Origin of the sequence: Mucilaginibacter sp. SJ (assembly GCF_028993635.1) — a bacterium.
Classification (GTDB): domain Bacteria; phylum Bacteroidota; class Bacteroidia; order Sphingobacteriales; family Sphingobacteriaceae; genus Mucilaginibacter.
The window spans coordinates 5,336,597-5,358,138 of sequence record NZ_CP118631.1 but is presented as its reverse complement, the minus strand read 5'-3'; the positions used below and the strand labels follow the sequence as shown (position 1 = coordinate 5,358,138).

The 21,542-nt window shown below is 43.0% G+C and carries 21 protein-coding genes; 10 read left to right on the top strand and 11 right to left on the bottom strand.

All coding sequences use genetic code 11. From position 1 onward, the window contains the following. Positions 1–188: 188 nt before the first annotated feature. From MusilaSJ_RS22305 to MusilaSJ_RS22285, 5 genes are all read right to left on the bottom strand, one after another. On the bottom strand, positions 189–401 hold the full coding sequence (locus MusilaSJ_RS22305) for a hypothetical protein (protein ID WP_274986993.1): 213 nt from the start codon (positions 399–401) through the stop codon (positions 189–191). A 148-nt stretch (positions 402–549) separates the two neighbouring features. Then, complete coding sequence (locus tag MusilaSJ_RS22300) at positions 550–1,122, bottom strand: MarC family protein (RefSeq protein ID WP_090528400.1); 573 nt, start codon at positions 1,120–1,122, stop codon at positions 550–552. Between the two features lie 12 nt (positions 1,123–1,134). Then, entirely contained in the window at positions 1,135–2,298 is a 1,164-nt protein-coding gene (locus MusilaSJ_RS22295; protein WP_274986992.1) for an MFS transporter, read from the bottom strand. A gap of 97 nt (positions 2,299–2,395) precedes the next feature. Continuing rightward, positions 2,396–3,952 carry an amino acid permease gene (locus MusilaSJ_RS22290; RefSeq protein WP_274986991.1) on the bottom strand — a complete coding sequence of 519 codons (1,557 nt, stop codon included), beginning with the start codon at positions 3,950–3,952 and terminating at the stop codon, positions 2,396–2,398. 335 nt (positions 3,953–4,287) lie between these two features. After that, positions 4,288–4,647 carry a hypothetical protein gene (locus MusilaSJ_RS22285; RefSeq protein ID WP_112653577.1) on the bottom strand — a complete coding sequence of 120 codons (360 nt, stop codon included), beginning with the start codon at positions 4,645–4,647 and terminating at the stop codon, positions 4,288–4,290. Positions 4,648–4,798: 151 nt separating this feature from the next. Here MusilaSJ_RS22285 and MusilaSJ_RS22280 point away from each other — a divergent pair, with 151 nt between their 5' ends. Continuing rightward, on the top strand, positions 4,799–5,137 hold the full coding sequence (locus tag MusilaSJ_RS22280; RefSeq protein WP_274986990.1) for a single-stranded DNA-binding protein: 339 nt from the start codon (positions 4,799–4,801) through the stop codon (positions 5,135–5,137). A gap of 713 nt (positions 5,138–5,850) precedes the next feature. Then, a complete protein-coding gene (locus MusilaSJ_RS22275) occupies positions 5,851–8,235 on the top strand; it encodes an ABC transporter permease (RefSeq protein ID WP_274986989.1) in 2,385 nt (794 codons plus the stop codon). Positions 8,236–8,398: 163 nt separating this feature from the next. Here the strand turns inward: MusilaSJ_RS22275 and MusilaSJ_RS22270 are convergent, their stop codons facing one another. From MusilaSJ_RS22270 to MusilaSJ_RS22250, 5 genes are all read right to left on the bottom strand, one after another. Beyond that, positions 8,399–9,832 carry a PAS domain S-box protein gene (locus MusilaSJ_RS22270; RefSeq protein WP_274986988.1) on the bottom strand — a complete coding sequence of 478 codons (1,434 nt, stop codon included), beginning with the start codon at positions 9,830–9,832 and terminating at the stop codon, positions 8,399–8,401. Between the two features lie 68 nt (positions 9,833–9,900). Next, positions 9,901–10,605 carry an SDR family NAD(P)-dependent oxidoreductase gene (locus tag MusilaSJ_RS22265; protein WP_274986987.1) on the bottom strand — a complete coding sequence of 235 codons (705 nt, stop codon included), beginning with the start codon at positions 10,603–10,605 and terminating at the stop codon, positions 9,901–9,903. 234 nt (positions 10,606–10,839) lie between these two features. Then, entirely contained in the window at positions 10,840–11,076 is a 237-nt protein-coding gene (locus MusilaSJ_RS22260) for a hypothetical protein (RefSeq protein ID WP_274986986.1), read from the bottom strand. Positions 11,077–11,098: 22 nt separating this feature from the next. Continuing rightward, on the bottom strand, positions 11,099–12,880 hold the full coding sequence (locus MusilaSJ_RS22255; RefSeq protein ID WP_274986985.1) for an aromatic amino acid hydroxylase: 1,782 nt from the start codon (positions 12,878–12,880) through the stop codon (positions 11,099–11,101). Positions 12,881–12,980: 100 nt separating this feature from the next. Beyond that, the gene (locus MusilaSJ_RS22250) at positions 12,981–13,940 is read right to left on the bottom strand and encodes a lysylphosphatidylglycerol synthase transmembrane domain-containing protein (protein WP_274986984.1); all 960 of its coding nucleotides are present in this window, start codon (positions 13,938–13,940) and stop codon (positions 12,981–12,983) included. A gap of 256 nt (positions 13,941–14,196) precedes the next feature. Between MusilaSJ_RS22250 and MusilaSJ_RS22245 the strand changes: the two genes are divergently transcribed. The 4 genes from MusilaSJ_RS22245 (at position 14,197) to MusilaSJ_RS22230 (ending at position 17,154) form a co-directional block, all read left to right on the top strand. Beyond that, the gene (locus MusilaSJ_RS22245) at positions 14,197–15,066 is read left to right on the top strand and encodes a carbon-nitrogen hydrolase (protein ID WP_274986983.1); all 870 of its coding nucleotides are present in this window, start codon (positions 14,197–14,199) and stop codon (positions 15,064–15,066) included. A 37-nt stretch (positions 15,067–15,103) separates the two neighbouring features. Then, complete coding sequence (locus tag MusilaSJ_RS22240; protein ID WP_274986982.1) at positions 15,104–15,457, top strand: four helix bundle protein; 354 nt, start codon at positions 15,104–15,106, stop codon at positions 15,455–15,457. Positions 15,458–15,468: 11 nt separating this feature from the next. Next, positions 15,469–16,533: an agmatine deiminase family protein gene (locus tag MusilaSJ_RS22235; RefSeq protein WP_274990476.1), complete on the top strand. Its 1,065-nt coding sequence runs from the start codon at positions 15,469–15,471 to the stop codon at positions 16,531–16,533. A 213-nt stretch (positions 16,534–16,746) separates the two neighbouring features. Beyond that, a complete protein-coding gene (locus MusilaSJ_RS22230; RefSeq protein ID WP_090528441.1) occupies positions 16,747–17,154 on the top strand; it encodes a LiaF transmembrane domain-containing protein in 408 nt (135 codons plus the stop codon). 386 nt (positions 17,155–17,540) lie between these two features. Here MusilaSJ_RS22230 and MusilaSJ_RS22225 read toward each other — a convergent pair whose 3' ends face one another. After that, positions 17,541–17,699 (bottom strand): hypothetical protein, encoded by a 159-nt coding sequence (locus MusilaSJ_RS22225; RefSeq protein WP_274986981.1) that lies wholly within the window; start codon positions 17,697–17,699, stop codon positions 17,541–17,543. 50 nt (positions 17,700–17,749) lie between these two features. Here MusilaSJ_RS22225 and MusilaSJ_RS22220 point away from each other — a divergent pair, with 50 nt between their 5' ends. Genes MusilaSJ_RS22220 through MusilaSJ_RS22205 form a run of 4 tightly spaced genes read left to right on the top strand, consistent with a single transcriptional unit; the run spans position 17,750 to position 20,781 of the window. After that, positions 17,750–18,604: a LiaF transmembrane domain-containing protein gene (locus MusilaSJ_RS22220; RefSeq protein ID WP_274986980.1), complete on the top strand. Its 855-nt coding sequence runs from the start codon at positions 17,750–17,752 to the stop codon at positions 18,602–18,604. A 36-nt stretch (positions 18,605–18,640) separates the two neighbouring features. Beyond that, a complete protein-coding gene (locus MusilaSJ_RS22215; protein ID WP_090528450.1) occupies positions 18,641–18,976 on the top strand; it encodes a DUF4288 domain-containing protein in 336 nt (111 codons plus the stop codon). Between the two features lie 27 nt (positions 18,977–19,003). After that, on the top strand, positions 19,004–20,038 hold the full coding sequence (locus MusilaSJ_RS22210) for a sensor histidine kinase (RefSeq protein ID WP_274986979.1): 1,035 nt from the start codon (positions 19,004–19,006) through the stop codon (positions 20,036–20,038). Beyond that, positions 20,035–20,781, top strand: coding sequence for a LytR/AlgR family response regulator transcription factor (locus MusilaSJ_RS22205; protein ID WP_091166727.1), 747 nt, complete (start codon positions 20,035–20,037; stop codon positions 20,779–20,781). Before MusilaSJ_RS22210 ends, MusilaSJ_RS22205 begins: the two co-directional genes overlap by 4 nt. The last annotated feature ends 761 nt before the right edge of the window (positions 20,782–21,542 follow it).

The following is a 21,542-nucleotide window of genomic DNA, read 5'->3' as shown; positions in this document are numbered from 1 at the left end:
GAGGCCTGGGGATAATCGTCACTCGGCTGGAGCCGAGCGACAGCGTTGGTATTTGAATGCCATAGTATCTTACAAATGCGTATTACTCCTGAAAAGCTTAATGGCTATAGCCCTTTTTTGGCGCAAGTCTTGAACAGGGGGATATCGTGGAGGCTGACTTGTGCCTCCGCAAGCTCTTTCGCAGATTTTTACCTTGGTCTTTTTATCACCGCTGTAATAATCCCGCCGGCAATTAAGCCAACAGGTAAAATAACTTGCCCTGGTAAAATAACCATTGAAACGATAGCTAAAAGAACACCAATTGCTATTTTCAATAATGCCAAATTAAAGAATGGTTTCTGTGCTGCATTAACATCAATTATGTTTTGAACAGTTAAATTCTTTAGTACTTGTTCTATCAAATCAGCAGGTACGCCTTGCTTTTCAAGACGCGCATAAATGACTTCGTTATCAAGCCCCTCGTTTTTTAATCTTGAAGCTTGCAGGTAGGCTTTCCTTTTTAGTTCTTGTCCATTGGTTCAGGTTAAAATATTCAAACAAATCAGGGGATTACAAATGCGTATTACTCCGGAAAAGCTTAATCGCGATAGCCAATAAAATAATCCCGAATGCTTTACGCAATACGCTCAAGCCTATCGGTCCAAGCAGCCTTTCCAGCCATTTAACATTTTTAAGTACCAGGTAAACTACAAGGGTGTTTAGCACAATACCCACAAGGATATTTTGTGTTTGATATTGCGATTTAAGGGAAAGCAGCGTAGTCATGGTGCCTGCCCCTGCAATAAGCGGAAAAGCTAATGGTACAATAGACGCTGCCTGTGGCAATTCCTCTTTAAAAAAATCAACACCCAGGATCATTTCCATAGCGATGATAAAGATCACCAGTGAGCCTGCGATGGCAAATGAAGAAATATCCAGACCTATTACAGCAAGCAATTCATCCCCAATAAAAAGAAAGGTTACCATAAGCACCAGCACGGCTATGCTGGCCTTTTCCGATTCAATATGACCTACGCGTTGCCTGAGCTGAATAATTACCGGTATGGCACCCAAAATATCAATAATAGCAAAAAGGATCATCGTAACCGAAATGATCTCTTTAAAAATAAACGGATGCGGCATGGTGTGTAGGATTTATTCTTTTTTCTTTAACCGGATACTTAGCAGCAATGCAGCCAAAATATAGCATGAAGATAAGAAGAAAATTGCATGTACAGACAGCAAAGCTGCAAAGCCTGCTGTTACCGGACCGATGGTTTGCCCTATGGAAGCGTACGACTGGTTGATCCCCAATATTTTGCCCTGCTCTTTATGATCAATATGATCGGCAATAATTGCGTTGAGCATGGGGTTGCGCAAACCATTAAATAAACCATAACTGCACATGCCGGCAACAAAAGGGATAAAATGGTTAGTAAGCCCGGTTACAAACATCGCTGCAAGGCAAAGAAAAGTTGAAAGCAGCAGGATCATTGATTTAGATGAAAACCATTTGGTGAACAGCGGCACACAAAGCTGCATAATGATACCACTAACACCAAAACCCGCATATAAGATCCCAATTTGCGTAGGCGTGATCTTCAATACATCAACGCTAAAGGTTTGAAAACCGATGATCATGGTAAACTGCGCCATGGTAAGCATAAAGCCGGTGAATACCGCTGTGCCAATAACCGGTCGTTTAAGCGTGGTAACCAATGCGGTAAACGAAAATTTAGTTTTTTCTAAATTCTTTTTTGTTTTATCGGGCGGATTGGTTTCCTTTAAAAAGAACAGGCTGCAAAGTGTGCCGATAAGTGAAATGCCCGCCGCAAAAAAGAAAGGTACCTGCATGCCATACCTGTTCAGGAAACCGCCAACGGCCGGCCCAATCACAAAGCCAAACCCAAAGGCAGAACTTAGTATACCGAACCTTTTTGCCCTGTTATCCGGCCTTGCCGTATCCGATACCATGGCCTGCGCTACAGAAACATTTCCTCCTGTAAGCCCGTCAAGGATGCGGGCTGCAAAAAGCATGATCATGCTCCGCGCTTCGGCAAACAGAATAAAAGAAATACAGGTACCCGCCAGGCTGATCACCAGTAATGGCTTCCTCCCCCATTTATCAGAAAGGGACCCCAGCACCGGTGTAGCAAAAAACTGGGCTACCGAAAATGAGGCGGTGAGGATGCCTAATGTTTCGCCGGTAACGCCAAAGGTTTTACCGTATGAGTAAAGTATTGGTACAATGATGCCGAACCCGAGGGAGTTGATGATACATACAAATACTAATACCCACAGGTTTTTATCGCCCTTCATGAAGCGGTTTTATTGGTTTGATGGTATAAAAAAGGGAATGTAACAAAAAAGGTTCTGAAAATTCAGAACCTTTTTTGTTTATGATAACATTGTTATACTATTCAACAAATTTAGGGTTGATAGGATTAACAGCAGCTTCAACCTTACCATGCCTTACATGCGAACGTTTGATGCTATAGCCAAAGTAAACGGCAAAACCTACCAATAACCAAACGATAAGCCTTGCCCAGTTTTCCCAGCCTTCGCTGGCAATCATACACAGGCAAATGATGGCGCCAAGCGGGCAAACAATCATATAAGCCGGAGTTTTGAACGGACGTTCAATGCCCGGGTCGGTTTTCCTTAAAATAAAGATACCGATACATACAAGCACAAAAGCAAACAGTGTTCCGATACTCACCATATCGCCAACATATTTATCAGGAATAAAGCCGGCAAACAACGATACAAATACGAAGAATAACCATTGCGATTTGTAAGGGGTACGGAATTTAGGGTGTAGCTTTGAAAATACTTTAGGGATCAAACCATCGGTGCTCATGGTGTAAAATACACGGGTTTGGCCCATCAGCATCACCAGGATCACCGAAGAGAAACCGGCGAGTATCGATACAGTAACAAATGAAGCCAACCATCCATAACCTGGCATAGCAGTTTTAATTGCATAACTTACCGATGCTTCTTTACCCTGGATAAGGAAATCTTTGTATGATACCAAACCGGTTAACACGTGCGAGAACAGGATGTAAAGAGCAGTACAGATTACCAGTGATATCAGGATACCCTTTGGCATATCTTTTTGTGGGTTTTTGGCTTCCTGAGCGGCTGTTGATACAGCGTCAAACCCAATAAAAGCGAAAAACACAACACTTGCGCCGCGTAATACACCGAGCCATCCGTGGTTAAAAGTATCAGCATAATCAACTACACCCGCACTTACTTTGATCTTTCCGGCATCGGCAGGGATAGTATAAGGTGTATGGAAAGCCGGGTTAATAAAATGCCAGCCTAAACCAATGATCATCAATACGATGGCAACTTTTACTACTACAATGATATTGTTTACCACTGCAGATTCGGCCGTACCGCGAATGAGCAACATCGTTAACAGGAACAGGATCAGGATAGCAGGCAGGTTAACAATGCCTCTTGTGCCAAGTTCGCTGGCATACATGCCTACCGTGGTGTTTGAGGTTTCCATAAACGAGTGCGACCATGCGTATGGTATATGCACGTTAAAGAACGTTGTTAAAAACTCATTAAAATACTGCGACCAGCCAATGGAAACGGTAGCGGCCCCAAGCGCATATTCAAGCACTAAGTCCCAGCCAATGATCCAGGCAATGAATTCGCCCATGGTAGCGTAAGAGTAGGTATAAGCAGATCCTGCGATAGGGATCATACTGGCAAATTCTGCATAGCATAAACCGGCCAGGGCGCAACCGGCGGCCGCTATAAGGAATGAGATGGTAACCGCAGGCCCGGCATGTTCACCTGCCGCAGCTGCCGTACGAACAAAAATACCGGCACCGATAATAGCGCCGATGCCGAGTGCTATAAGTGAGCCAACGCCTAAGGTTCTCTTGAGCGATTTCTCCGTCTCTGCCGAAGCAGCCATTAGTTGAGCAATCGGTTTCTTAATAAATAATTTCATTTTAAATTAGTAAGATCAGTCAAAAATTAAAAATTTACATTTCCCCAAACGTACTTAAATTTATTGAAAACATAAAGAGCCGAATGAAACAACAGTTAAGTATTAATTATCAAAATATTAAACTGTTAAATGCTATTAAATCTATAGGGAATTGGATTTTAAAGCTAAAAGCAGAATGCCCAAAGCTCAAAGCTATAAATTGGTTATCCCACCGCAAACTGCCACTGCAAAATTGCCGCTCTCTACAAACTGCTACCGCCAACTACTACTGCTACTTATTGCAAACTGCCACTGCAAACTGCTACTTACTGCCTACTGCTACTTACTGCAAACTGCTATTCCCCTTCCCGTTTCACCAGTAATACCTCATCATTGTCTAATAACAGGTAGCCATACTCGTAATTAAAAAAATAGGTCGATCCAGTTTTTGTTTGATAGATACTGGTGATATGGTCGAAATCAAAACCTTTTGCAGCAAGTTTTTTACGGGTAGTTTTGGTTTTACCGGTCGGGTTCAGCTCTTCCAGTACGCGGCGGTTACGGCGCAGGATATTATTGATATTACGCACCAGGTTATAGCTGTTGCTGTTGAGCTGGTTATTATAATTATTGCGGCACAGATCATTACAAAACTTTTTATCGGCACGGCCCTGTAAGGGCGTACCGCAATCTAAGCATACTCTTTCCTGGTTCATGACATAAAGGTAACGAATAAATTATCCGTTTGCAAACGCTTACAAACGGATACTATCGACTATAAACGGTTAATATCCGGTTAATTTTTCTCACCCTCCCCACCTTTGTATCGTTAACTCAAACAAACATTAAACAGTAAATATTAAAAAGATGAACTCATTAAAAAACAGTGTGCGCCTGGTAGGCAACTTAGGTATGGATCCTGAAGTAAAAGTATTTGACAGCAATAAAAAAATGGTGCGACTTTCCATCGCCACTAATGAAAGTTATAAAAACGACAAAGGCGAAAAAATTACTGATACTCAATGGCATAACCTAATTTTCTGGGGCACACAAGCCAAACTTGCCGAAGGCCTGCTCAAAAAAGGTGATGAAGTTGCTGTGGAAGGCAAACTGGCCAATCGTAACTATACCGATAAGGATGGCATTAAACGCTACGTGTCTGAAGTAGTGGTTAACGAATTTTTAAAAGTGGGCGCTAAAGGCTGAAAAGCAAATGGCGAGATACCTAAAGCTGTGGGACATTGGCGTGTAAGGCCTCTGAATAAGGTAGGGCTGGTATCCCGAAAGGAGGAGTAAGCCTATCTTATACAAGGCCGTGTCCTTCAAATAACACAATCGAAATTTATCAATGACAATACCGGCAGAAATAACCTCCTATCAACCTAAGGGGGAAATTATATCATCGAAAGCGGCTTTAAACCTAAACCTTATTATTGAAAATATAATCAATAGAGAATATTGCTCAAAGTGTTTTTTTAATACATTAGAAAACACTAATTATTTACAAAGAAAAGGGTATCGCTCTCTTTATGGACTTGCAGGCTAAAGCAGCATTGTATCATAATTTAAAGCTGTCGTGGCCTTAAACAATATTGACTTAAAAGACGGAAAAAGTAATAGAGCAAAGAAGCTGAAACCTAAGCTGCCAAAACTGTAAATAGCGCCCAGGCTTGTTCCATGAGAACGCAGGGGAAACTTATTTTACGGCTTAAGACAACCACTTTGATGATTAAATTCTTAGCGGATTTTACGGATCAGTCTGGCTGGTTGGGCAAACAACGATGCAGCAGTTTCGCACGGTGTACGTTCGTTTTCGATACAATTACTTTATATCAATTTGATTATTACTTATTGATTTTCAGTTAATTAACTACCTGGCATTCGTTTAGCTCATCAAAAAACACTTATTTGTAAAAGCTATGATAAAGAATTATCTGAAAACAGCCTGGCGCAATATCTTAACGAAAAGATCAACTTCGTTCATCAATATCAGTGGCTTAGCCGTCGGAATGTCGGTCGCTTTATTGATCGGTTTATGGATCAATGATGAACTTTCGTTCAACAAATACAATGAAAACTATGACCGCGTGGCCAGGGTGCTACAAAACAAGACGATCAACGGGACGATCAATACCAACGAAAACATACCTATCCCTTTAGCGGCAGAATTGCGCACGACCTATAGCGGAAATTTTAAACATGTGGTGCTGGCATCCGGTGTTTGGAACCATATCCTGAACAGCGGCGGTAAGCAATTGCTTAAAACAGGCAATTTTATGCAACCTGAGGCGCCTGAATTGTTGAGTCTGCATATGATCAGGGGCACCAGATCAGGCTTGAACGACCCTTCTTCTGTGCTTTTAGCCGCGACAACAGCAAAAGCACTGTATGGTGATAATGACCCCACCGGCAAAATGTTAAAACTGGACAATAAAATGTCAGTTAAAATAAGCGGGGTTTATGCTGACTTGCCACAAAATTCAAGTTTTAGCGACCTTGCGTTTATTGCGACCTGGCAGCTCTATTACACCGCAGATGAAAATCTAAGAAAGGCAGATGTCGATTGGGGTAATAACTCCTATCTGCTTTATGTGCAATTAAATGATAAAGCTGATGTGAACACCGTTTCTGCACAGATCAAAGATGTGAAATTGCGTCGGGTTGACCAGGGCAGCGCCAAGTTCAAACCGGTGATCCTGCTCCAGCCGATGAGCCGCTGGCACCTGTATGCCGAATATAAAAATGGTGTTAATACCGGCGGAGAGATCACTTATGTCTGGTTGTTCGGAGTGATTGGTATATTTGTCTTGCTGTTAGCTTGTATTAATTTCATGAACCTGAGTACAGCCCGGAGTGAAAAACGGGCGCGGGAAGTAGGCGTTCGAAAAGCAATAGGCTCACTGCGCAGTCAGTTGGTCACTCAATTTTTCACCGAATCAATTGCCGTTGCTTTATTATCTTTCCTGTTTGCTATCACATTGGCGTGGCTGGTGCTACCCCTATTTAACCAGGTGGCCGGCAAACAAATCAGCATGCCTCTTGGCAATGTTCAGTTTTGGCTGGTTTGTGTAAGCTTCAGCTTTTTTGTCGGGCTATTGGCGGGTATCTATCCGGCGCTGTATTTGTCTTCCTTTAACCCAGTCAGCGTCTTAAAAGGCACTTTTAAAGCAGGCCGTTTTTCAACGCTGCCCCGGCAGGTACTGGTTGTGGTGCAATTTGCCGTTTCGATCATTCTGATCATCGGTACTATTATCACTTTTAAACAGATACAGTATTCCCAAAACCGAGCTGTTGGTTATAACAGGAACGGTTTGATCACCATGGAGTTGAATTCAGGAACCATTCACAAGCAATTTGCGACATTTCACAATGATCTGATTAATAGCGGTGCCATTGTTGATGTTGCCGAATCGGGTAGTTCGACCACCGGCATTTATGGCGGCGTCAACGGCCTGAAGTGGTCGGGCAAAGATCCTCAAATGAACGACGAGTTCGGGATGGTTGGCGTTAGTACTACCTATGGCAGAACGGTTGACTGGCGGTTAATCCAGGGCCGGGACTTTTCGTCTGCATTTGCCGCAGATTCTTCTTCAGTTATTTTGAATGAAGCCGCGGTTATCTACATGGGCCTAAAACATCCTATCGGTGAAACCATCGATTGGTGGGGCAAGAAATACCAGGTTGTGGGCGTAGTCAAAAATATGATCATGACATCACCATACGAACCTGCGAGACAAACGATATTCTTTATGGACCCCAAACCGGGGAATTTCCTGATCATCCGGATCAATCCGCAAATGAGCTCCAACTCGGCGATTAACAAAATACAGCGTATTTGGAAACAGTATTCACCTGCAGAGCCGTTGGACTTCCGCTTTGTGGACGAGGAATATCAAAAGAAGTTTGCCAATGAACAAAAGATAGGGATACTGGCCGGCATCTTCTCCGTGCTGGCGATATTTATCAGTTGCATGGGTATCTTTGGAATGGCGATATTTGTTGCCGAACAACGGATTAAGGAAATTGGTGTCCGCAAAATACTGGGGGCATCCATATTTAATCTTTGGCGCATGCTGTCGATGGATTTTGTGGTACTGGTAGGAATCTCCATGGTAATCGCAGCGCCAATAGCCTGGTATCTGATGCACACCTGGCTCAGTCATTACGCTTATCATACAGAACTGTCCTGGTGGATATTTGCAATTACAGGTGTTGGCGCGATAGCAATCACCCTGATGACGGTTAGTTACCAAAGTTTGAAAGCTGCGATTGTGAATCCCGTCAAAAGCCTGAAAGCAGATTAATTTGATAACAAAAGAGCCATGCGGACTATCGCATCGCTCTTTTGTTTATTAGATCGCCCTATTGCTTATTGCAGAGACTTAACTTACTACTATCGATACTAAAGGTGGAGACCTGAGCAAAAGAGATACCGCTCAGCAATAGAAAAAAATGGCCGTTACGAACTTACGCATCAGCTCCAAAAGCTTTAATAAATGCCGTTCTTTCAACTATTGAATGAATAACCCCGTCAAGTTGCTGCGATGTTGTATCAATATGCCCGATGATCTCTTTATTGAGCGGGTTTTGAAGATCTTCATTATCAAACAAATTAACTAAACCTAAGATAGTTGCAACCGGTTTGCGCAACTCGTGCGAGCTGATATTGGCTATGGTTTGCAGCCTGTGGTTCTGTTCACGTATATTGTCTTCGGTTTTTTTGCTTTCTATCAGTACTCTCAGAATATTCACAGTACGCTCAATAATACTCAACTCATCATCATTTGGCTCACGTACAGTATGATAATAAATACCAAATACGGCCAAAACTTTGGTGTTTTTTGAACTCATTACCGGCGATGACCAGCAAGCCTTAAGCCCGTATGGTTTAACAAGCCCCACGTAATCAGCCCAAAGGGGATCATTTTCGATATCACTTACAATAACCTGCTTGCGGTGAAATGCCGACGTACCGCATGACCCTACATTTGGCCCTATTGATAAGCCTTCCAACTGATCGCTGTAAGCCTGGGGTAACCGCGGACTGGCAAGCGTATGCAACTTTTCCTGTGCATCATCAACTTCTAAAACCGAACAGATCATATCCGGGAAGATCCTCTCAACCCCCATAAGCAATTCGGTCGCGGATTGCACAAGTGTATATTGCGATGCAGCGTTTAACTCCAGCACCCTCTTTTCAAGCTCCAATACCCACTCCTGCATTTTTATTTCCGTTATATCACGCACGAAAACAGCCAGCTGGTCCTGATATGGGTATATATTGATACGAAGCCAGCTGTTTGAATATGTATTTAAATATTGTACCTGTATTGATTTTTTGCAGGTTAATGAAAGTTGAAACTCGCTCTCTATCCTTTCAGTTAAACCAAGACTTTTAATCTCCATAAAATTGGCCTGATCAAGTTCGGTTAAACTAAGGTTAGTCATAGCCTGGAAGGCCGGGTTAAAGGAAATTATATCCCAGTTGGCATCAAGTACAATAAAACCCTCATTAAGGCTTTGAATGGTATGCTGTACAATATCATCTCCCGATTGGCCAATCATACCGGCCAGCGTATTACCGCTCGAATAAATCAGGTTATCATCCTCATTCAATATTACCGACCAGATAATGCTAAAGTAACACCCGTCTTTTGCTTTAATACGGCTTTGATAGCCAACTAATTTTTTATTAAGCAGAAGGCTGCCCTGTGATTCTGCCTGGCGTTCTTTATCTGCCGGATGGCATATAGCTGCGATATTTATACCCGTTAATTCCTCGTCGCTATAGTTAAAGGTATTACGAAAAGCATGGTTGGTATGCATGATCACGCCATTCATATCCATGACAAAAAAAATATCTTTTGAATGAGTAAAGAGTGACGTAAACCTTGTGTCCATACGCGGCAGGCATAAACATATTTATAATAACTAAGTTATAAAAAATGTTTGCAATATTATCTAATATTTCAAGGCGTACTTGCTGCTACAGGTATTATTTTCCCATTAAAAAACTTGCTCCCGGTTAAAGCAAAATCAGCTATATATTTACCCATTTCAAACGCCATTACGGGCGATTGATAACCCGGAAAAGCTTGTTCCAGCATCTCGGTTTGCGCTGATCCTAAAGCCAGGCAATTTACTTTGATCCCTTGTTCGGTTAACTCCTGTGCTAAACATTCGGTTAGCGTATGTAAAGCTGATTTACTTGCTGAATACGCCGCGAGGCCCGGAAATTTAGCACTTCCCTGAAATCCTCCCATGCTGCCAATATTAACAATGTGCGAGCCCGCAGGCATTAAAGGCAGCAATGCCTGGATAGCACGTACATGACCAATAAAATTGCTTTGCAACATCTCTACAAAATCCGACTCGAGCAATTCGGTAAATGGTTTATTGATAAGCACACCTGCGTTATTGATTAAAATATCAAACCGGTTATCAAAATGCGATGTGATGAACTGCTGCAGGCCTTCATAATCATCATGCACTATATCAAATTTTAAGGCAAACAACTGGCAATCGGGGTTTAAACCATGAGCTATCTCCAGCAAACGTTCCAGTTTATCCTGTGAACGGGCCAGCGCTATCACCTTATGGCTGCCCGAAAGTATCAGTTCAATTACGGCTTCAAAGCCCACGCCGCTGCTGGCGCCGGTTATTATGATGTTCATATGCCCCCTACCCCCCTAAAGGGGGAATGATTATTTATTTAACGTATTTATATTCCTTACCGTCATTGCGAGGTACGAAGCAATCCCCGATTAGCAGAGCGGCTCTGTAAAGTTTGGGATTGCTTCGTACCTCGCAATGACGACGGATTTGCAAGTTCAAGATGACAAACCAATTGCTAAACTAACATTTTCTGTTAAATAGCGAATTGCGGATGATTGACTATTTTTGGGGTTTTAATTGCAATAGCCCCTTATATTCCGTTGCCATTCAACAGGATCTTTGATATCCTGAAAAAAGTCCTTTCCTTTCGATGCGTTAAGGGTTGCCTTTATTTTGTCTAACTGCGTAGGCTCCTTGATTACCATATCGCTACTTTTAACAGTTATATCCCGAACATAAGGAATGTCTTTCAGTATCTTTTTTAAGGATTCTGTACGTTCGTCATCAACCGTTATTATTAAAGTTGTCATATCCTAAATTACACAATAAACGCTAAACTACCAATTTTTGCTCAACCGGGTGCTTGATCAGGTAAAAGCCATCGCTGATGAGCTTACCATATTCAGGCTCGTTACGGCCCTTTTCTTCAAGAAAATGCTTGATCTCGGCTGCTAACGCTGGGTCTAGGCCTTCATGGTCAAGCATCTCCAGTATCTCCAGGGCACAAAGCCAGTCGTCATGATGGTCTTTTTGCAGTTGCTGCCATACATTGCCTAAAAAGCCATAATCACCATGGTTTATGCGGCAATTGCGTACCTGCTGGTAAAGCTTATGCAATTCTTTGGTTTTATGATCATGCCGGGCGTGATGGGTTTCTGTTTTTGATTTATAAACAATGGTTTCATAAGCTTCCCTGTCGGCCGCTCCGCAAAATACCGAAATGATCTCTTCGCCAACAGCCATGTCATAAACGCCCCAGGCCGGATCAAACAATACTGTTCCATTATCGTCAGTAACGGTTACATTATCAAAAGTGATCAGGCAGATTTTGCCATCTTCCGAGAGGATATTTTTAATAATGCCTTTTACGGTGATCCCGCTTTCAAAATGCAGTTCGGTTCCCAGCCCTTTTATTATACCCGCTGCTTTCAGATCATCATCCGAAAAATCCTCCAAAGCTGTATCGTGATAGCCTTTCAATTTACCAACCGGCGAGCTGAAACCATTTTTATGATAATCTTTACCATGCTCTTTTAACTGTTTATTGTTCAGGGCCAGTGCGGTGGGGCCGGTGGTTTTAATAAAATAAGGTTTACCGCCTGCATCTGTCTTAAAATCGGTAATGTTACCCGAAACCTGCAAGCCCGAACTGTAAACAGCCGTACAGATGTTCTTACTTTCAACGGCCTTGCTTAATCCGTAAGCACCACCTTTTCTGAAAGCCATGGTATTGGCAAACTCTTCCAGCACACCTATCAGGTTTTGAAAATCGGGGGTTACAAAAAGCTGGGGCTGCGGCTTGGTGATATCATAAGGATATTTAACCGCGTCAATAGTATACCATAGCTTTTGCACATCTTTATTCATACAGGTTGAACTTTCGCCGATTGATGAAAGCAGGCCCGCGCCGTAGATTTTTGGGTGCTCCAGCGTTCCAATCAGGCCGTACTCTACCGTCCACCAGTGTAAGCGGCTTAGCAACGCCATTTCCGATGGCTCGCCCATATTTTCCTGGCAATAAGTTACCAGCTCTTCGGCTTTAAGGATTTCCTGTTCATCGGCATCGGGCATTTCTTTTAATATCGATAAAGCCCGGATAGCCTCATAAAGCTCAAAATCCTGCGCCGAAAACATGGCTTTGGCTCCTATCGATCCAAAATAACTCAGGTATTCATGGTAATCCTTATCGGCAATAATAGGAGCATGCCCTGCCGATTCGTGGATGATATCAGGAGCCGGAGTATATTCAATATGTTTTAACTGGCGGATATCCGCAGCGATAACCAGCACCCGGTACGCCTGGTACTCCATAAAAGCAGCTGGCGGGATAAAGCCGTCGACCGTAACAGCACCCCAGCCAATTTTGCCGAGGGCGTCATTCATCTCCTGTAGATTGGGGATATGTTCAATGGTTAAACCGGCTTTTTGCAGGCCGGGGATGTACGGATAGTAAGCGACATCCTTTAGGTAACTATAATTCTGGCGCATGACGTAACGCCACACTGCATGGTCGATAGGCGTATAATGCTCGTAGTGCTGGTCGACTATAAATTGTTTTAAATGACCGGGCAATGCCGCAACCTGCGGATTATTAAAATCATTAAAATGGCTCATTGATAACTGGCGATTTATAATACAACGCCAAGTTTAGCAGATGGTTGCGATGAAAACAAGTTTCAGTTTATTATTCTGAAATTAAAACTGAGGCAGAATATTATTCTTCTATCGGATGATTTTCCAATTTTGGTTCTTCGCCTTTTTTAAGACCCGCTTCCAGCCGCTTAGGTATAAGCACATAATATACACCTAACAAGGCCACAATAATTGAAATGAGATAAAATCCAAAGCTCAGGTAAACGGCCATATCTTCGGCCAGGTTAAACTGGCGGGCCAGTGTAAGGAATAGCGCGTCGCGGATACCGCCGCCACCCAAACTAAACGGAATAACTGCCGCTAACGATGAGAAAAGAAATGACAGGAGATATGGGGCAAACTTACCGTTGAAATCCTGCGCAAGCAGTAAACAAATAATGGTAAGCAACTGCATACTTTGTACACCTATGGCTTTTAAATGCGCCTGTATAAAGTTGTGGGTATATTCTTTAAAAAATTTGCGGGCTACAAAGTAATAAATCACCGAACCAACCGATACGATACCAAGCGGCCAGGCCAGGTGATACGGGAAACTCGGTATTAAAATAATCAGGCCTACTACAATAGCACCTATGGCCCAAAAACCGCTAAGCCTGTCAAACAGGATAGCCCAGAATACTTTTTTTGTAGGCAAATGATAGCGTTTATGCAGCAGGTAAATTTTGTAACCATCGCCGCCGATACCGCCGGGCAATAACACGTTATAGCACAAGCCCAGAAAATACAGGCGCAGGTTAAAGCGCCAGTCTAACCGTAAACCAATGGATTTGAAATAGCTTAATAACCGCCATGATGAAAAAAACATCGACCCGATATAACAGGCAATAGCGGCAGCTAACCAGGCCCGGTCGGCATGGAGTAAGCGATATTTAATTTTGGCAAACGGCACCTTACTGAATACATAGTAAAGCAAACCACCAGTTACTACTATGATAAGGATTACTTTTATAACGCCCCAAAGCTTACCTTTCCAGGTTTTATGTTCGGCACCTTCGTCAATGAGATCTTCTGTTTGTGTCATTCGGCTGCAAAGCTATGTTATTTTTTTATTTGGATATACAGGATAGTCAATTAACAATTTTTCTTCATTTTGTTTTCACAAACATTAAAACCAGTAAATCAGGTTATTATTTCAGGGTTATTTTCAACCGGTCAATTCATAGTTCAAATAATTAAACTATGTCCATTGTAATCAAATATTCAACTCTGTGTAATCATAATATCAAATCGGTGAAATCCTAATAACAAAGTGTTATTTTTGCGCAAATTTTTTGGAGATGAGTAAAGTAAAAGTTGGTTTAGTACAAATGAGCTGTACTGCTGATAAAGAGCAGAACCTGCAGAAAGCAATTGTTAAAGTAAGGGAAGCCGCTGCTAAGGGCGCGCAAATAGTTTGTTTACAGGAACTTTTCACCTCGCTTTACTTTTGCGATGAAGAAAATTACGACAATTTTAAGCTGGCCGAAGCCATTCCCGGCCCATCAACCGATGAACTTTCAAAAGTTGCTGCCGAGCTTAACGTGGTGATCATTGCTTCGTTATTCGAAAAACGTGCTCAGGGTGTTTATCACAACACCACAGCCGTGCTTGATGCCGACGGAAGCTATTTAGGCAAATATCGCAAAATGCATATTCCTGATGATCCGGGCTTTTACGAAAAATTTTACTTCACTCCCGGCGATTTAGGTTACAAAGTATTCAACACCAAATTTGCCCGCGTAGGTGTACTGATCTGCTGGGACCAATGGTACCCTGAAGCAGCGCGTATCACCGCTTTAATGGGTGCCGATATATTATTTTACCCAACAGCAATTGGCTGGGCTACCACTCAAGACGAAGCTACCAACATTGAGCAATACAACGCATGGCAAACCATTCAACGTTCGCATGCGGTAGCTAATGGTATACACGTAGTAAGTGTAAACCGTGTAGGCGAAGAAGCCGGCGTAAAATTCTGGGGCGGTTCATTCTTTGCTAATCCATTTGGTGCTATTATACACCAAACATCGCATAACGATGAGGAAGTAGTAGTACAAGAGCTTGATCTGGATAAATCTGATTACTACAGGAGTCATTGGCCGTTTTTACGTGACAGGAGGATAGACAGCTATCAGCCGATAACGAAAAGACTGTTAGATGAGGATTAGTCCATGGTCGATAGTCCATAGACCATAGTAAAAAAGTATGGCTTTTAAATTCGAAAATCTTCAGGTTTGGCAAAAGGCATTGGAGTTGACTGACGAAGTCAATACTTTGACAAAAAACAGTTTTCCCAAAGAAGAGTTATTTATTTTAACATCGCAAATAAAAAGAGCTGCGGACTCTGTCGTATTAAATATTGCTGAAGGCTGTACCGGACAAACAAACGCGGTATTCAAAACCTTTTTAGGTTATTCATTAAGATCTGCTATCGAAGTTGTAGCTTGCCTTTTTATTGCCAAAAAACGGAAAATTATCAATGAAGATGATTTTAACAGGTTATATAATGATTATCAATCATTATGTAAAATGATAACGTCTTTAAGAAACACATTATGAAACCATTTACCATGGACCATGGACCATCGACCATGGACAAAAACGACTCGCCTCTGGCGCAAGGCTTTTCTTTCCCTGCCGAGTGGGCTAAACATACCGCCACCTGGCTTAGCTGGCCTCATAAAGAGGCTTCATGGCCTGGCAAGATCGATACCATTTATGCACCTTACATAGAGTTCATTAAGGTAGTTACCGAAGGCGAACTGGTACGCATTAACGTAGTAAACGAGGATATGAAAGCCTCGGTAATTTTCCAATTGCAGAACGCAGGTGTTGATCTTAACAAAATAGAGATATTTGAATTTCCTACCAATGATGCCTGGTGCCGCGATCACGGTCCGGCGTTTTTAATCAACCCAACCACAAGACAAAAAGCGATTGTTGACTGGGGCTATAACGCCTGGGGCGGCAAGTACCCTCCTTTTGATTTGGACGATGTAATCCCTACCAAAATAGGTAACCACTTTGGCCTGCCGGTATTTAACCCGGGCATTGTGATGGAAGGCGGCTCGGTCGACTTTAACGGCAAAGGCACTATATTAACTACCACAGCCTGCCTGCTCAACAAAAACCGGAACCCGCAACTTAATCAACAGCAGATTGAGAGCTACCTGCAAAACTACTACGGCGCCGAGCAGATCCTGTGGTTAGGTGATGGTATTGTAGGAGATGATACCGACGGACATATCGACGACATCACCCGCTTTGTAAACGAGCATACCGTTGTTACCGTTGTTGAGGAAGATAAGAACGATGAGAACTACCACATTCTCCAGGAAAACCTCGAAACCCTGAAAACCATGCGCCTGCTTAACGGCAAACAACTTAACATTGTGGAGTTGCCCATGCCCGACGCAGTTGTTTATGACGATACCCGTCTGCCGGCCTCATACGCAAATTTTTACATTGCTAATTCGGCCGTGATAGTGCCTACTTACCGTTCAAAAAACGACGATAAAGCGCTTGACATATTGACCCAATGCTTCCCCGACCGCAAGGTTGTCGGCATTGACAGCACCGATATTATCTGGGGCCTTGGCAGTTTCCACTGCCTAAGCCAGCAGGAACCGGAATAAGCCCCATCCAACCCTCCCCTGAAGGGGAGGGCTTTAAAATATTTAACTTTACTTACCTTTCTATTAAAAGTCTCCCCCTTCAGGGGGAGATTTAGAGGGGGCTTTCACCGCCTTTATCCCCTACTTTACCGACATCTCCCCTTACATCGCCAAGTATTGATTGACCTGCCTGCCCTGTTGCAGTAGTTTTGGGTAACATTAAAACTTAAAGCGATGAACAACGATATAATAAACACCGAAAACAAAAGAAATGGCAAAATCATGTTAGGAATAATTTTACTGGCCGCCGGTGGTTTATTTCTGATAGATCAGCTTAATGCCTTCCTTATTCCCGACTGGCTTTTTAGCTGGCCAATGTGGTTCATAGCCTGGGGCGCTTACATGGGTGCCAAACATGACTTTAAAAAACCATCATGGATCTTTATGATACTGTTAGGCATCATATTCCTGGTAAATGATAACGTTTATAACGCCGACCGCATAACCTGGCCAATTGCATTGATGCTGCTTGGTACCTGGATAGCCATCAAACCGGCCAAGCAAACCGACAGGGACTTCTGGGAAAAGAACGAAAAAGCTAAACAACACTTTGACTTTGAGCAACCCAAAACCGAAGCTTAAACTCAATCATCCATCATATATCAAAGCCGGGGCATTTTTAAAAAGCCCCGGCTTCTTGTTTTATTAAAATAACTGTAATCCCAATTCGACCCTTTAAGTTACTATAGCTGGGTGTTCAACTTTTTAAGGCGTGAACACGCGATTGTTTTCACAAAACACAAACCATTCATAATCAATTATTTAACTTTTAACCTCCATCGCAAATTCGCCACACTTGAACACATAGATACTGACAATCAATAATTTACATTTTTAAAAAACAAAAAGTTGAACACCCGTTTTTCAAAAGTTGAACACTTGTGATGAAGCCGGATTGGTAGCGTGAATTATAAGCCTTTCCGTTGTATTGATGCACCGCCTCGACGCCTTCATTTTGAAAGTTATTGTTAACATAAAGCCGCGTTTATTTTTCCGATAAAAACCGTCGCAACATACAATTTTTTATTTTTGCCGAATGTTAAATAATCACCCGCAACTTTTTCACCGCCAAAACATCCCCACTCACCGATTTCTTTAAATACATCGCCAGTTTTTGTTTGGCTCAACTATAATGTTACCTTAGTTTTGGATATGATTTCAATTTGCAGATAATACAATGAACAACGATATAGAACATCCAAAAGATCCCAACAAAGGCAAGTCTGTTGCCGGGATTATTTTACTTGCTGTAGGCGGCATATTGCTGCTTCAGCAATTCCGAATTTTTTTCATACCCGCTCATCTTTCCCTGTGGCCCTTATGGCTTATTTTCTGGGGGATATACATAGGTGCCAAGCATAATTACAAAAAAGCATCGTGGGTATTGCTGGTAGCTTTAGGTACTGTATTCCTGATCACCCAAAACATTAACAATTCCGATCGGATAGTGGGCCCCTTAGCTGTAATTGGATTTGGTATGTGGCTGATATTAAGGCGCAACAAACATTTTGATCCGCAGCAATGGAAAAACGATTTCAAAGGAGAAAAATGGACCAACTGGGATAAAAAAGAGCCTTTTCAATTTGAAAAATCCGAAACTGTTGACTATACCGTAAAAGAGGAAGGCAGCGAGATCCCCCCGGTTGATCCCTACGCTCAAAAACAACAGCAATACAACACCAAGTACTCTGGCGACGATTATATCGATACCGTATCCATTTTTGGCGGGGTTAACAAAACCATCCTTTCCAAACAGTTCCGCGGCGGTGATATCGTGAACATATTTGGCGGCGCCGAACTTGATTTTACCCAGGCAGATATTAATGGCCGCATTATCATTGACATTACCCAGATCTTCGGCGGCACTAAAATTATCGTGCCATCAAACTGGCAGGTAGTATCTGACCTGGCGGCGGTTTTTGCCAGTGTAGATGATAAACGCATCAGGAGCACCGCAAGTGTAGGCAGCGAGAAGGTGCTGGTACTTAAAGGCGTATCCATATTTGCGGGGGTGGATATCCGCAGTTATTAATTAATCAAGGCAGCTAATTACGAAAAGCATAAAAACATGAACTGGTACGTAGCAAAATTAGTTTTCAGGGTGATAAGCGGGGATGGCGACCATCAGGCGCAATTTGATGAGCAATTAAGATTGATCAGTGCAGATAATGAACTGGTGGCTTATGAAAAAGCCAACCGGATAGGTCACGCCAACCAGGATAGTTTTAAGAATATTGAAAAACAAACCGTTAAATGGCAATTTATTGATGTAGCCGAGCTTAACCAGCTTGGCGAACTTACCGACGGTGCTGAATTGTATTACAACATACACGAAACACCCGATGCCGACCTATACATTGCATGGGCGCATCATAAGTCGGCCTTATTGGGCATCAGAAATTAAACCTTAGAACCACAGAAAGTAACCGTTTTGGAAGTTCCATCAATACAAACATCAAAACTGTACGCGGCATTTGTAATATGCGGCATGGTTTGGGCTGCATTACAAACTTATATCATTCATAGTTTTGGTTTTTTATGGTTCACTGCCGCTACCGATGGCCTGTTGAGCGCCATATTGCTTTCATGTGCATGCTGGCTTATCAACAACAACTTACGTTACTACCAACCGGGTAAAGGCAGCTACATTAACCTGTTTATATGGTGCGTTGCGCTCGCAGGCATTTGTACAGCCGGTTGCCGTTACCTGTTACCGCTCATTAACAGCGACCAGATCTACACCGGTTTCCTGGCCCAGTCATTAACCATCCGCTTTTTTACCGACTTTTTAGCTATCGGCTGGATGGCCATGATCAGTTTGCTGTGGTTTTCACAGCTCGACCAGAAAGAGACCCTGAAACGCAAAACTGAAGCCGAGCAGCTTGCCCGCGAGGCTGAGCTATATAATTTGCGCCAGCAATTGCAACCCCACTTCCTGTTTAACAGTCTTAACTCCATCAACGCGCTTATCGGCTTTAAACCCGATGAAGCCCGAAGGATGATCCACCAGTTATCCGACTTTTTACGCGGAACACTTAAAAAAGATGATCAGCTGCAGGTTAGCCTTACCGAGGAATTGGCGCATCTTAATTTATACCTCGATATAGAAAAAGTACGCTTTGGCCACCGTTTACAAACCGAAATAAGCTGCGACCCCAAATGCGGAACCGCGATACTGCCATCTATGCTGTTACAGCCTTTGGTTGAAAATGCCATTAAATTTGGCCTTTATGACACTATTGGCGAAGTTACCGTGAGCATTCGCGGTGAAATTGAGGATGGCTATCTGAACTTAATGGTACAGAACCCGTATGACCCACAAACATCAAAACCAAAAAAAGGTACAGGTTTTGGTTTGCGGGGAGTGCAACGGCGATTATATTTGCTGTATGCCCGCAATGATTTAATGGAAACCCATGCGAGCGATGATCTGTACACAACCATTATAAAAATACCGCAACTATGAAGCGAGCTTTAATTATTGATGACGAACCTTTAGCCCGCATGGTTGTAAGGGAATACCTGCTTGATTTTAAAGACATTGAACTGATACAGGAATGCAACGACGGCTTTGAAGGCCTCAAAGCCATTCAGCAGCACCAGCCCGACCTGGTCTTTTTAGATATCCAGATGCCTAAAATTACCGGCTTCGAGATGCTTGAACTGGTTGAACAACCCCCTGCCGTAATATTTGCTACCGCGTTTGACGAATACGCCATCAAAGCTTTTGAAGCCCACGCGGTTGACTATTTATTAAAACCCTTCAGCAAAGAACGCTTTAACAAAGCGGTTGAAAAATTCCTGGCTTCAGCCACGCCCAAACCGGCTGTTAAACAGACGGAAGAGTTGCTGGAAACTGCCGCTACCCAGTCGCCCGCCCAGCATGAGCGTATTGTGGTTAAAACCGGCACCAAGGTAAAGATCATCCCCGTTGCCGATGTTGAGTATTTGCAGGCCGATGATGATTATGTAAGTGTGATCACCAAAGAAGGCTCGTACCTCAAAAACAAAACCATGAGCTTTTTTGAGCAAACCCTTGATCCTAATCATTTTGTTCGTGTTCATCGTTCCTACATCGTAGCTATACAACAAATCACCCGTATCGACCCATACGAAAAAGATGCGCACCTGGCCATCCTGAAATCAGGCGCTAAAATCCCGGTAAGTAAAACAGGGTATGTGAAGTTGAAGCAAGTGTTAGGAATATAATATTATCTTTCCCTCTTGTCATGTAAGTGTTTAAATCCGGGGCCAATGAAGGAGAAATAACATTAGGTGTGGAGGGCCTGTCATCCTGAGCCTGTCGAAGGACGCGCGCAGAGGCCCTGCCCGCCATGCTTCGACAGGCTCAGCATGCAATGTCATTAAGTTAAGAGATTGACAAGCTGCACCAGAGGTGCAAAAGGTTTGTAGAAACCATTTTGAATAGATTTTTGGTGTGCCAGCGGTACACAATTCCGGTGTTCCGTACCTCTGGCACGGTTGTTATCGGTATAATATTTTGCTACAAACCTGTTCCCCCTCTGGGGGATTTTCCTTAACTTAATGACATTGCTCAGCATGACACCCGTTTTATATGTCATGGGGAGCATCTGCAAGATACCGAGCGACTACTCGGAGCGAAGAAGATGCTTCGTCCCTACCCATGACATAATAAATAAAGAATGTTCCTGTCAGCAGGTAAGCTTCGGGTGAAAGCGGGCAGAACAATGGTAGCCTTGAGCGCAGGAAGGGGCATAGCAAGTTTTTGCAGAAGCATTGGGAAAGCGCGAGCGTAGCGGGGCAAAATAATTGCAGCCCGTGGTTTTGACCGCTTTGCAGGGCAAAGGCCGGCACGACGGGCTGTGGAGTGGGTGAGCGCAAAGAAGCCTCCCTGCTGACTTGATTTTTTGGGTACTTTTGTATCAAGACAAAAGTACCTGGCCCCGCGCGGCCAAGAGCGCGACAATGTTCAATACCACTAAGCACCT

Bases quoted from the DNA above. Each gene is read 5' to 3' on its own strand.
- MusilaSJ_RS22270 (WP_274986988.1), bottom strand. From the start codon at position 9,832: ATGGACACAAGGTTTACGTCACTCTTTACTCATTCAAAAGATATTTTT.
- MusilaSJ_RS22245 (WP_274986983.1), top strand. From the start codon at position 14,197: ATGAGTAAAGTAAAAGTTGGTTTAGTACAAATGAGCTGTACTGCTGAT.
- MusilaSJ_RS22295 (WP_274986992.1), bottom strand. From the start codon at position 2,298: ATGAAGGGCGATAAAAACCTGTGGGTATTAGTATTTGTATGTATCATC.
- MusilaSJ_RS22260 (WP_274986986.1), bottom strand. From the start codon at position 11,076: ATGACAACTTTAATAATAACGGTTGATGACGAACGTACAGAATCCTTA.
- MusilaSJ_RS22290 (WP_274986991.1), bottom strand. From the start codon at position 3,952: ATGAAATTATTTATTAAGAAACCGATTGCTCAACTAATGGCTGCTTCG.
- MusilaSJ_RS22280 (WP_274986990.1), top strand. From the start codon at position 4,799: ATGAACTCATTAAAAAACAGTGTGCGCCTGGTAGGCAACTTAGGTATG.
- MusilaSJ_RS22240 (WP_274986982.1), top strand. From the start codon at position 15,104: ATGGCTTTTAAATTCGAAAATCTTCAGGTTTGGCAAAAGGCATTGGAG.
- MusilaSJ_RS22300 (WP_090528400.1), bottom strand. From the start codon at position 1,122: ATGCCGCATCCGTTTATTTTTAAAGAGATCATTTCGGTTACGATGATC.
- MusilaSJ_RS22285 (WP_112653577.1), bottom strand. From the start codon at position 4,647: ATGAACCAGGAAAGAGTATGCTTAGATTGCGGTACGCCCTTACAGGGC.
- MusilaSJ_RS22250 (WP_274986984.1), bottom strand. From the start codon at position 13,940: ATGACACAAACAGAAGATCTCATTGACGAAGGTGCCGAACATAAAACC.
- MusilaSJ_RS22230 (WP_090528441.1), top strand. From the start codon at position 16,747: ATGAACAACGATATAATAAACACCGAAAACAAAAGAAATGGCAAAATC.
- MusilaSJ_RS22255 (WP_274986985.1), bottom strand. From the start codon at position 12,880: ATGAGCCATTTTAATGATTTTAATAATCCGCAGGTTGCGGCATTGCCC.
- MusilaSJ_RS22265 (WP_274986987.1), bottom strand. From the start codon at position 10,605: ATGAACATCATAATAACCGGCGCCAGCAGCGGCGTGGGCTTTGAAGCC.
- MusilaSJ_RS22235 (WP_274990476.1), top strand. From the start codon at position 15,469: ATGGACCATGGACCATCGACCATGGACAAAAACGACTCGCCTCTGGCG.
- MusilaSJ_RS22275 (WP_274986989.1), top strand. From the start codon at position 5,851: ATGATAAAGAATTATCTGAAAACAGCCTGGCGCAATATCTTAACGAAA.
- MusilaSJ_RS22205 (WP_091166727.1), top strand. From the start codon at position 20,035: ATGAAGCGAGCTTTAATTATTGATGACGAACCTTTAGCCCGCATGGTT.
- MusilaSJ_RS22220 (WP_274986980.1), top strand. From the start codon at position 17,750: ATGAACAACGATATAGAACATCCAAAAGATCCCAACAAAGGCAAGTCT.
- MusilaSJ_RS22215 (WP_090528450.1), top strand. From the start codon at position 18,641: ATGAACTGGTACGTAGCAAAATTAGTTTTCAGGGTGATAAGCGGGGAT.